The 10801-nt window shown below is 32.3% G+C and carries 9 protein-coding genes and 1 pseudogene; 3 read left to right on the forward strand and 7 right to left on the reverse strand.

Annotated features, from left to right (window positions below; genetic code table 11):
• The 5 genes and pseudogenes from TA89_RS07105 to TA89_RS07125 all read right to left on the reverse strand — a co-directional run.
• The coding region (locus tag TA89_RS07105) for a DUF5700 domain-containing putative Zn-dependent protease (protein WP_040212130.1) at positions 1–554 on the reverse strand (554 nt) is incomplete at its 3' end.
• 68 nt (positions 555–622) lie between these two features.
• Positions 623–1317, reverse strand: a pseudogene (locus TA89_RS18815) (IS1595 family transposase); the annotation flags it as partial.
• 241 nt (positions 1318–1558) lie between these two features.
• The gene (pckA, locus tag TA89_RS07115) at positions 1559–3079 is read right to left on the reverse strand and encodes a phosphoenolpyruvate carboxykinase (ATP) (protein ID WP_040212132.1); all 1521 of its coding nucleotides are present in this window, start codon (positions 3077–3079) and stop codon (positions 1559–1561) included.
• Positions 3080–3281: 202 nt separating this feature from the next.
• Complete coding sequence (locus tag TA89_RS07120) at positions 3282–4256, reverse strand: type I phosphomannose isomerase catalytic subunit (RefSeq protein WP_040212133.1); 975 nt, start codon at positions 4254–4256, stop codon at positions 3282–3284.
• Positions 4257–4297: 41 nt separating this feature from the next.
• Entirely contained in the window at positions 4298–6046 is a 1749-nt protein-coding gene (locus TA89_RS07125; RefSeq protein ID WP_040212135.1) for a tetratricopeptide repeat protein, read from the reverse strand.
• Positions 6047–6189: 143 nt separating this feature from the next.
• On the opposite strand from TA89_RS07125, the gene TA89_RS07130 reads away from it, so the two are divergent.
• Positions 6190–7530: a Mur ligase family protein gene (locus TA89_RS07130; protein ID WP_040212136.1), complete on the forward strand. Its 1341-nt coding sequence runs from the start codon at positions 6190–6192 to the stop codon at positions 7528–7530.
• Between the two features lie 12 nt (positions 7531–7542).
• Entirely contained in the window at positions 7543–8265 is a 723-nt protein-coding gene (locus TA89_RS07135; protein WP_040212138.1) for a type 1 glutamine amidotransferase, read from the forward strand.
• Between the two features lie 5 nt (positions 8266–8270).
• Here TA89_RS07135 and TA89_RS07140 read toward each other — a convergent pair whose 3' ends face one another.
• Positions 8271–9089: a polysaccharide deacetylase family protein gene (locus tag TA89_RS07140; RefSeq protein ID WP_052447355.1), complete on the reverse strand. Its 819-nt coding sequence runs from the start codon at positions 9087–9089 to the stop codon at positions 8271–8273.
• 105 nt (positions 9090–9194) lie between these two features.
• Positions 9195–9812, reverse strand: a complete 618-nt coding sequence (locus tag TA89_RS07145; RefSeq protein WP_040212139.1) for an NUDIX hydrolase — start codon at positions 9810–9812, stop codon at positions 9195–9197.
• 138 nt (positions 9813–9950) lie between these two features.
• Between TA89_RS07145 and TA89_RS07150 the strand changes: the two genes are divergently transcribed.
• Positions 9951–10801: D-alanyl-D-alanine carboxypeptidase family protein (locus TA89_RS07150; protein ID WP_040212141.1), on the forward strand; the 851-nt coding region annotated here is incomplete at its 3' end.

Consider the following 10801-nt stretch of genomic DNA (forward strand, 5'->3'; position numbering starts at 1 on the left):
CTTTTTTCATTCTTATTTAACCAATATAAACATCCAATATGGTGAAATTCATGAAGAATTATTCCTTCAACTTGTTCTTCTTTGTTTTTATCTGAAGCCCAAAATAGAGCATCAAGGCACATAGTATTTTTATCAACAATACTTCCTGCATTGTTTCCATCTAAACAAAAGAATATATTAAAATCAAACTGTGTATCTTCTGGAAGAGTATCTTTTAATTTACTTTCTAAAATCTTAAAGTCGTATTCCTTTATATTATTTATTTTTTTCTCTAGTAAATCCATATTTTTCGAGATTCTCATTAAAGCATTGTTCATTCTTGCTAATATATCATTATCAGTCTTATATTTTTCATTTTTAGCAGATTTAATAAATGCATCTGTATATTCTTCAATAGTGAAGTTCTTATCATAAAATTTGAATTGAGCTTTACATCCATTGTCATTTCTTAAAAAATTCATGATTGAATCTTTGTCTACATTGCCACCGTTGACTAAATTTCTCAATATTTCTGTTAAACCCTCAGCTGCTGATTTAGAAACATTAATTCTCATAATTTCTCCTTGAAAACTGCTAATTTAATTCGTTATTTATAACCATTGTAATTCACGTTATATACATATTATAATGTAAATTTCAAATAAATGGAATATTTTTGAATACTAAATGAAAATAGCCTCTGCCCTATGATAAGTACAAATTCGAGTAAAACAAAAGGAACTACAATGTGAATTAGCAGATTTCTAGTACTTATAATTTTTTTCATCATTAAAACTCTGAAGCTACTTGTACCAAGCCATATAAGTCGAAAGGAATTTAGTTCCAACATCTTTAAAACTATATATCCAAACCTATAAGTTGTTGTGCAAACTATTAACATGGTTTATGTGATAGATTCCATTTTTATAGCCACCTCTCATGATTCTTTTATGGTCTAATTCAAGGTCTTTCGCAAACTGTATACAGAATTTATTGTTATCTGTGCAGATAATAAATTCTGAGTCTACATGCTTTTTATAAAATGCTCTAGGGCATAAGAAGTTACCCTACCTTTACAGATAGGCTCAAGGATTATATTGTTGCTTCGGTCTATAGCTGTAGCAATATATATTTATTCATTACTTATACCACGTTTCTTAATTTGTTTCCCTCTTTTTCTAAAATGTCTAGGCATTACAAACCACTCTTTTTATGCTTTCCTTTATAACTTTCAGGTATGAAGCATTAATCCATTTCAACAACGCCATCCACATATCCAGCACCCATAAATACTCTGATACAATAAAGGATTTTGCGGTGCATATAAAATGGCGTCTTACAATCATGAGGTAAAGCAATTGTTCCAACTGAGAATTATTAAGATTGGCTATCTCTTCTTTAAAACTTCTTACACTCACTCTATCGCTCATAATGCATCTCGAAACATTATTGTATCACTATTTCGAGGTTTATATACTATATCAACATTATTGTCTAACACAGCCTAAAATTAAAAATATTGCTGCCTTAGCAGTGGCTAAGGCAGCAATATTTATTGAATTATACTTTAATTTTTTTATTATTCATCAGAATACTTTTTGTAGTTTTTTTCAAACTGGTTTTTAAGTTTCTGCACAGTTTCTATATAATCATTTTTGTTTCTCCAGGTCTCCTCAGGAGTTAATATCTCTGATGGTACACCATCGCAGCTTTCAGGTATAAGTAAATTAAAATACTCATGCTTCTTATAGGATCTCTTTTCAAGATCACCGTTTATGGCTGCTTTTACCAGGGTTCTTGTATAAGGAAGGTCTATCCTCTTTCCTGTTCCATAAGAACCGCCTATCCATCCTGTATTTACCATATATACCCTTACATTGTTTTCTTCTATTTTTTCACCTAGAAGTTTAGCATATTCTTTTGGATTCATAGGCATAAAAGGCGCTCCGAAACAGGCTGAAAAAGTTGCCTGAGGTTCCTTTAAACCTCTTTCTGTACCGGCAACCTTGCTTGTGTAACCGGATAAGAAGTAATACATAGCCTGTTCTTTATTTAATTTAGCTATTGGAGGCATAACTCCAAAAGCATCAGCTGTTAAAAATAAAATTACTTTAGGCACAGCTCCCTTACCATTTGATTTTACGTTATTTATATAGTGTATTGGATAACTTCCTCTTGTGTTTTCTGTTATAGAACTATCATCAAATAAAGGATTATTCTTATTATCTAACACAACATTTTCTATGATACTTCCAAACTTAATAGCATCATAGATGTCTTTTTCTTTTTCCCTGCTTAAATTAATGGTCTTTGCGTAGCATCCTCCTTCAAAATTGAACACTCCGTTATCGCACCAGCCATGTTCATCATCACCTATTAATGCTCTTTCAGGATCTGCAGACAATGTAGTTTTTCCTGTTCCTGATAACCCAAAAAGTATTGCTACATCCCCATCCTTTCCTTCATTTGCAGAACAATGCATAGGGAGTACACCTTTAAATGGAAGCATATAATTCATTGATGTAAATATAGCCTTTTTTATCTCTCCGCTGTACTGAGTTCCTCCAATTAAAATCATCTTTTTTGTAAAATTTAATATTACAAACACTTCGGAATTCAATGAATACTTTTCAGCATCAGCTTTGAAACCCGGTGCAGAAATTACAGTAAATGCTTCTCTTTCTTTATTGACTTTTTCCCTTATGAATAACTGATGACAAAAGAGAGCTTGAGATGCATATTCACATATTCCCTTAACTCCCATGGTATATTCTTCTAAAGCTCCTACCCTTCCATTGAAGACAAAAAGATCTTTGTCTTTTAAATAATTCTGTACATCTTTCAAAAGTTCATCAAACTTAGCCTCTTCTATGGGCAGGTTTACCTCACCCCAGTTAATATGTTCTTTAGTATTTTTATCCGATACTATATAACGGTCTTTAGGTGACCTGCCGGTACACTTACCTGTATTGATGCTTAAAGCTCCATTAGAACAAAGTACCCCTTCTCCACGTCTTACAGCCTCAGTTATCAATTGAGCTGGTGACAAATCTTCGTAGATCTCAGCACAATTAAAATCTAAATTTAATGAATTAGACAAAAAAATCCCCCCTGTAAACAGTTTCTATTACAATTATCACATCTATTTTATTTATTTGCAAGAAATATTTTATTTTTCGCCCAACAATAATTTCAAGTGCAATTTTTATTGCAAAATTCTATAATTTTTGAAATTTATTTATTTTGCTTCATTATCTTATAAAGAAATAAAGCCTTGATAAACAAGGCTTTTAAGAATATACTTATAAAATTAAATTCAATATTTCAGATTTTACTTTATCCTCATCCGGCACATAGCTTTTCAAAACTTTCATATTACCTGTTAAAGAATACTCTCCAAGAGATGCAGGTATAAGGAGACTCTCTCCCTTACTTATATGCTCTTTTCCTTTTTCATATAAAAACTCTCCCTCCCCCTCTACACAGGTAAAGATATAAAATCTCTCAACATCACTGGTTTCTTTCACTGTGTCGGTTATATCATATTCTTCCAAAGAAAAGTATTCGCATAAAGCATAATAAGTTTTTGTATAGCCTTGGCATTTTACTGTTAAGCCCTTTCTTCTTTCTCCCTTGAGGTTAAAATCAATAACATCTAAAGCTTTATCTACATGAAGTTCTCTTCCCCTGTCATAATCAAACACCCTATAGGTTGTATCACTGTTCTGTTGAATCTCAGCTATGATAACTCCTTCTCCAATAGCATGAACCATTCCACTTTTAATAAAATATACTTCACCCTTTTTTACCGGTATGGCATTAAGATATTTTTCAGTGTTTCCTTCCTCAATTGCTGTTGCAAACTCCTCTTTAGTACAGTTATTAGTGCCAATTATAAGGTTTGCATTATCAAAAGCTTCTACCACATACCAGATTTCTGTTTTTCCAGGTTCCCCCTGGTGCTTAAAACCGTATGCATCATTGGGATGCACCTGTACAGATAGTTTTTCCTTTGCGTTTATGAGCTTCACTAATAAAGGAAAATGATCCTTAGATATCTTAGAACCTAAAAGAGCTTCTCCTCTTTCTTCTATTAGCTGGTCAAGCTTTTTCCCTTTATAAATTCCATTGGCAACGATTCCTGTTCCATGTGGATGGCAGGCTACATCCCAACTTTCTCCTATATCACCTTCAGGGAGATTGTCTCTAAAGAGAGTTAAATCCCTTCCTCCCCAAATTTTATCATAGTAAATACTTTCTAGCTTTAATGGATACACTAAAACCCTCCTTGCAGTCAATGTAATTAATATTTAGTTTATTAATAAAACAGTTGAAAATCAGGAAGAGTCAATATTTCTTCAGAGTCATAGGAAATATATTTTTCATACAGAGTTTTTGCTTTACTGTAATTTTCCTTTATAGTTTGGGCAACGTATTGCTCTGTTGAGTTATCAATCCTTCCATAAGCTGATTTCAAGTTATATAAACCTCTTTCTAAGTTTTCTTCTACAGTGATATAATAAACTCCCGCGTTATTTAAGTTTAATATATCGCTTTTGTCAGCTTCATATGCATATCTTATCTCTTTTATTCCTTCGTCATGATTACCTTGAGTCATATAAATAGTTCCTAAACTTCTATGGTATTTAGGCACGGATTCATCAATGTCTATACAATTTTTTAAAAGCTCTGCAGCCTTATCGTAGGCTTGTATATTTATATATATAAATGCCATCTGGTATTTAATCTCGCCATCCTCCGGCCTTAGAGCTTCCGCTAGTCTATAGTATTCTAAAGCTTTCTCAGAATTTCTTTCACCCTTCCAATGGTAACTGGCAATATTGAGTATTATATAGTAATTATAAGGCTCTTTACATAGAGCATTTATAAAATAAGGCCTTGCTTCAAAGCTTCTACCTTGAGATTTAAGAATTTCAGGGATTAAAAAAGCATAATTATCATTATAGCTTTTATTAAGCTCCTTCGACTTATGGGCATAATCTGAAGCCTTCTCATAGTCCTTTTCGTTGAAATAATACCATGCAGCACTATGATATACCCTATAATCCTTTTCTGAGACTGAAAGCATCCCATTAATCAACATCTCGCTTTCAGATTTTTCCTTCAATTTCTGTAATGCATTTATTTTTATGAGATTATAATTGAAGCTGTCATTAAATTCATTTTTTATTTCTTCTAATAAAGCTATGGCGTTATATGCTGTTTCATCCTTCATAGAATATAACTTTGCCAGCCATAAACTATAAACCCTCTCTTGCGGAAAGCATTCTTTCAAAGAAATAATCACCTTAATTAGTTTTTCGCTGTCATAGGTAGCTATTTGAGAAACTGCATCCATAATCTTATGTTCTTCATTATTTATCTCCCAGGCATTTTTAAGGTATTTTATTCCATCTTCCCACCTATCAAAAAAAACATTTAACATTCCGTATTCTGCAACATCATAAGCAGAATCCTTATCTAAAGGATAGGATTTTAACAGTTCTTCTGCAATTTTATGTTCATTATTAGCAGTATAAACCGCTATCATCGTCTTTATCAGAGGTTTATAATCTTTATATTCAAAAATATACCTCTCACCTTCCAATAAAGCTATCTTATAGTCCCTATTAATAAAGTTAAGGAATACAACATAATTTATAAATTCTAATTCTTTTAAAATAAAGCTGTTATCCTTTGCGCTTACGGAACTGTCCTTTAGCTTTTCTATCTTATCTTTAGCTTTCAAAATATACTCTCTGGACTGATGATAATTTCCTAATAGAGAATATATCTCAGCTTTCTTTAATATCCAGATAGGATTACCGGTGGAATTGTAAAGTTCATCATATTTTTCTTCAGCTTCTTTAAATTTACTATTGTAAAAATATTCTTCAGCTATAGTTTCTCTGGTTAAAAAAACCTCTTTATTAAAAGCGTTTTTCTCAAAATTTTTATCTTTACCAGCTAATAATGTTATAGAGATTAATAAAGCTGATAATATGGGTAGAAAATGTGTTTTTCGGGACTTTATGCTTCTTAAAATATAACACATAAATTTTTTCATTATCCCTGCACCCCTATAAAAATTTATATAATAATTTTATCAAACAAGATTGTAAAAATCTATAAAAGGAATTTTATTTATGGTATACTTTGATTAGTTTTAATCAATTATTTTACACTAAAGGTGGTGTTATTATCAGCAGCATGACTTTTATTGCCATAGCAGTATCAAAATTAACTCAAACTTTATCTAAGCATTTGTTGAAAGGTGGAAGCAATTTTCCCGGCAGAGTAGCACTTAAAATAGATCCTCATATTTTAAAACATATAAGTAAAAATTATAAGGTTATTTTAATTACAGGAACTAACGGAAAAACTACAACCACAAGTATGATAGCAAATATTTTAACAGAAAAAGGCTTTGATGTAGTTACAAACAGTACCGGGGCTAATATGCTTCCCGGAATAGTTTCATGCTTTATAGAAAACTACAGTTTTACCGAAAAATCCGGTGAAAGATATGCTGTTATAGAAGTGGATGAAGCCAATGTAAAATTTATAACAGAACATATAAAACCTGAAATAATAAATATAACAAATTTATTCAGAGACCAGCTGGATAGATATGGTGAAGTGTATACCACTTTAAACAAAATAATGGAGGGAATTGTTAAAGTACCGGATACAAAACTGGTTTTAAACGGAGATGAATCCTTATTTGGAAATTTAAATCTTCCAAACCCTATAGTATACTATGGTTTTGAACAATCTACCAATAAAAATAACGAGATTGACATAAATGCAGATGCAAAGTTCTGTAAGGTTTGTAAAGCCCCCTATAAATATAATTTTATCACCTACAATCATTTAGGGGATTTTTACTGCACTAACTGTGGTTACTCAAGGCCTGAGCTTACCTACAGGGTAGAATCTATCGATTCTGCTACATCAGAATCCTCCAGCTTTACAATAAACGGTGCTTCCTTCAGCCTTAATCAGGGAGGAGTATACAATATATATAATGCACTTTGTGCTTATTCTATTTCAAAAGAGCTTAACATTCCTGACAGCGTAATATTGTCCTCCTTCAGTCATCAAGAGAGCAGCTTCGGAAGACAGGAGATTATTGATATACGTGGTAAAAAGGTTAAAATTATTTTAGTTAAGAATCCTGCAGGGTACAATCAGGCACTAGAAACCATAATGTTAAGCCAAGAGCCTGCTTCTCTCACTTTTCTATTAAATGATAATTATGCTGACGGCACAGACATTTCCTGGATTTGGGATGTAAATTTCGAAGATTTAACCTCTGTTGATTTAAAGGAAATTGTTATTGGAGGAGATAGACTATATGATATGTCAGTAAGATTGAAGGTAGCAGGTTTGGACATAGGTAAGTTTAAAGTCAGCGATAATTTTGAAAATCTCACTGATAATATTTCTAATTCCACAGGTGCTGTGAACTATGTACTTGCTACCTACACAGCTATGATAAATTATAGAAAATATCTTCATTCTAAGGGCTATATTAAAAAGCTGTGGTAAGGAGGAATGAATATGGAAATAAATATTTGCCATCTATATCCTGATTTACTTAATGTTTATGGGGATTTAGGAAATATATTAATATTGAAATACAGGTGCGAGCAACGAGACATTAAAGTAAATATTAAAAATGTGTCTTTAGGAGATCCCTTTAATAAGGAAGATTATGATATTGTTTTTTTTGGCGGTGGACAGGATTATGAGCAGTCCATCGTTGCTAAGGATCTATCAGGAGAAAAGCAGGAGTCCTTAAAAGAATATGTAGAGTCATCAAAAGTGCTTCTTGCCATCTGCGGAGGCTACCAGCTTTTAGGCAGGCATTACATAACCCCTGAAGGGGAAAAGCTTCCGGGTTTAAATATATTGGACATTTACACTGAAGCTGGAGATAACAGGTTCATAGGAAATACTATAATTAAAAACGAAGAATATAATGAAACCTATGTAGGCTTTGAAAATCACTCCGGAAGAACTTATATAGGAAGCCTCAAAGCTTTAGGAAAGGTTGTCAAAGGTTATGGCAACAATGGTTCCGATGGCAATGAAGGCTGTATTTACAAGAATACCTACTGCTCATATTTTCACGGTTCTTTATTATCAAAAAACCCTGAATTAGCAGACAGATTAATAACAAATGCCTTAAATCTAAAATATGGTGATGTTAAGCTTAAACCACTGGACGACAACTATGAAATAAAGGCAAAGGAACATATAATTAATAAATTAATGAAATAAGGCAGCTATACAGCTGCCTTATTTATTATCCTCATCTCAATCATTTTTGATTTTTCCTTAAGAGTTATCTCATTAAAGGTTTTAAATTTATAATTATTTTCTTTATAATAATCTATTATATCCTGAAGGGCTTCTGCTGTTGTAATCTTAGCTTCAGCATCATGAAAAAGTACTACGGCAATGCTGATGCCATCACTTCCTTTTATCACACTCCGTTTTATTACTTCAGAAGATACTTTTTGCGCAAAAGTGTCCCTGGAATCAATATTCCAATCCACTATAGTATATCCTTTATCAGAGATAGAAGATTTAATGCTACTTAGGACTCCTCTCTTTGAAATAGTGTTATCCGAGCCACCAGGCATCCTCATAAATCTTGCATTATATGAAGGAGAAATGTCCCTAATTACATTTACGCATTTTTCAAAATCCTTAATATAATTTTCCCTGCTGCGGTATATTTTTGAATAATCATGCTCGTAGCAGTGTGGATAAATAGCCATATTGTTATCCATCATCTTTTTCATAACAGTTTTATTGTTTTCAGCATTTTTACCTATTATAAAAAAACTAGCTTTAATTTCATTCTTTACTAACAAGTTCAGTATTCTTTCGGTATTTAAATGGGACGGACCGTCATCAAAAGTGAGGAAAACCACCTTATCCTCCTGCTTGTGAAGATCGCTTTTATTAATATGAATTCTCCCCTCGTCATCTTTTATGCATAAAGGCATTACTGCTGCTGAAGCATTTAGCGCAGAAATGCTCATCATTAAAATTGTTATTAAAATTATAAAACAACCTTTATCTCTTTTATTTTTCATATCATAAAACCTTCTCTCTCCGTTATATTAATATTTTACTTAGAGAAGGATTTTTTATTTGTGTTAATTTATAGTATTTTAATCCATAAAATTCTATTAACACAACTAATTATCTTTGTAGTTTTTAATAATATCTATAAAACATTTAGTGATTAAAGCGGTAAAACCCCATATATAGTGATTTTCATAGGAATAAAAATACTGAAGCATCTTACCTCTAGCAAACTTATATTCTCTGCCTCCGTATATCATATGAAAAGGAAAATCATCCTTAATTTGAGGCATAATATTAATTTCATGAACCTCAGGCTGATTATTTTCTAAAAACTCCAAAGGAACCATAAATATGTGATCAACCTCATCTTTATTGGGATTTATATTCTTCGTATTAAGTCTTCCCACAAAAGGATACATTATAGCACCATAAGGGCTTATGAAGTAATCCATCTCACCTATTACCTCTATTTCACTCTTTTCTACTCCAAGTTCTTCGGAAACCTCCCTCACTGCAGCTTCCACCGGAGTTTCACCCTCATCTATTTTCCCTCCAGGAAAGCATATATCTCCAGGCTGATGCTTTAATGTAAAAGCCCTTTGCTCGTAAATTATATGTTCTTTTCCCTCTACTTCACAAAGCAGTATCATCACAGCGCTTTTTTTATACTTTCCGATTAACTGCCCTTTTCTATTTTCAAAAATTTTTTTTATAATATCAAGCTCCACTTTATATTCACCTCTTATGCTATTATATAATCAAAACTATCAATTATAAAGCTGTTAACTTAATATTAAAAGGTTGTACATGGATTGTATTTTTGTTATACTAACTATGTTAAAAATTTGAATTTGGAGAGATCAGAATTGAAATATAAAAAGATAATCGGAACATTAATTTTAGCTTTTTCATTTAACACATTAACACCACTTTTTTCAACTAAGGCTCAAGCAAAAACTGACCCTCCCAATATCGTTGGGCAGTATGCAATTACTATAGACGCAGATACAGGAGAAGTAATATATTCAAAAAATGGAGATGCCAAATCTTATCCTGCCAGCACTACTAAACTATTAACAGCATTACTGTTAGCAGAAAATAAGAATAAAGAGGACATATTAAAATTTACTGAATCCGCATTAAAACAGCCAGATTACGCCCTTTACAGGAGTTTTGGACCTATTCCTCTGGGCACTACAATGTCAGCAGATGATGTAATGAAGTCTCTTATGCTTTTTTCAGGTAATGACATAGCCTATTTAATAGCAGACAACGTAGCGGGAGATACTTCAAAGTTTTCTGATATGATGAATGCAAAGCTTAAAGAATGGGGTTTAAATAACAGCCATTTTGTAAATCCTAATGGTCTTCACCATGATAATCACTATACTACACCCTTTGAGCTTGCGGTAATCACTAAAAAAGCCTATGAAAATCCTTGGGTAAAAGAAACTATGGCTCAATCTAAAGCCACTGTTAATACCTCATTGAACAAACCTATAAATTTAGAAAACAGAAATAAAAATGTAGGCACAGATGGATGCGTTGCAGGAAAAACCGGTTATACATCCCCTGCTGGCAGATCTCTAGCGGCAGTTTACGAAAGGGATGGAAGAACTATCATTGGTGTAGTTATGAAGTCCGCTTATGACGTGCAGGATACTCAAGTTTTTAAGGATATGAAAAACATCATAGATTACAGCTATGCAGCAGAAAA

Origin of the sequence: Clostridium polynesiense (genome assembly GCF_000820705.1) — a bacterium.
Taxonomy (GTDB): domain Bacteria; phylum Bacillota; class Clostridia; order Clostridiales; family Clostridiaceae; genus Clostridium_AA; species Clostridium_AA polynesiense.

Coding starts and splice junctions, on each gene's coding strand:
- TA89_RS07130 (WP_040212136.1), top strand. CDS start 6,190: ATGACTTTTATTGCCATAGCAGTATCAAAATTAACTCAAACTTTATCT.
- TA89_RS07140 (WP_052447355.1), bottom strand. CDS start 9,089: ATGAAAAATAAAAGAGATAAAGGTTGTTTTATAATTTTAATAACAATT.
- TA89_RS07135 (WP_040212138.1), top strand. CDS start 7,543: ATGGAAATAAATATTTGCCATCTATATCCTGATTTACTTAATGTTTAT.
- TA89_RS07125 (WP_040212135.1), bottom strand. CDS start 6,046: ATGAAAAAATTTATGTGTTATATTTTAAGAAGCATAAAGTCCCGAAAA.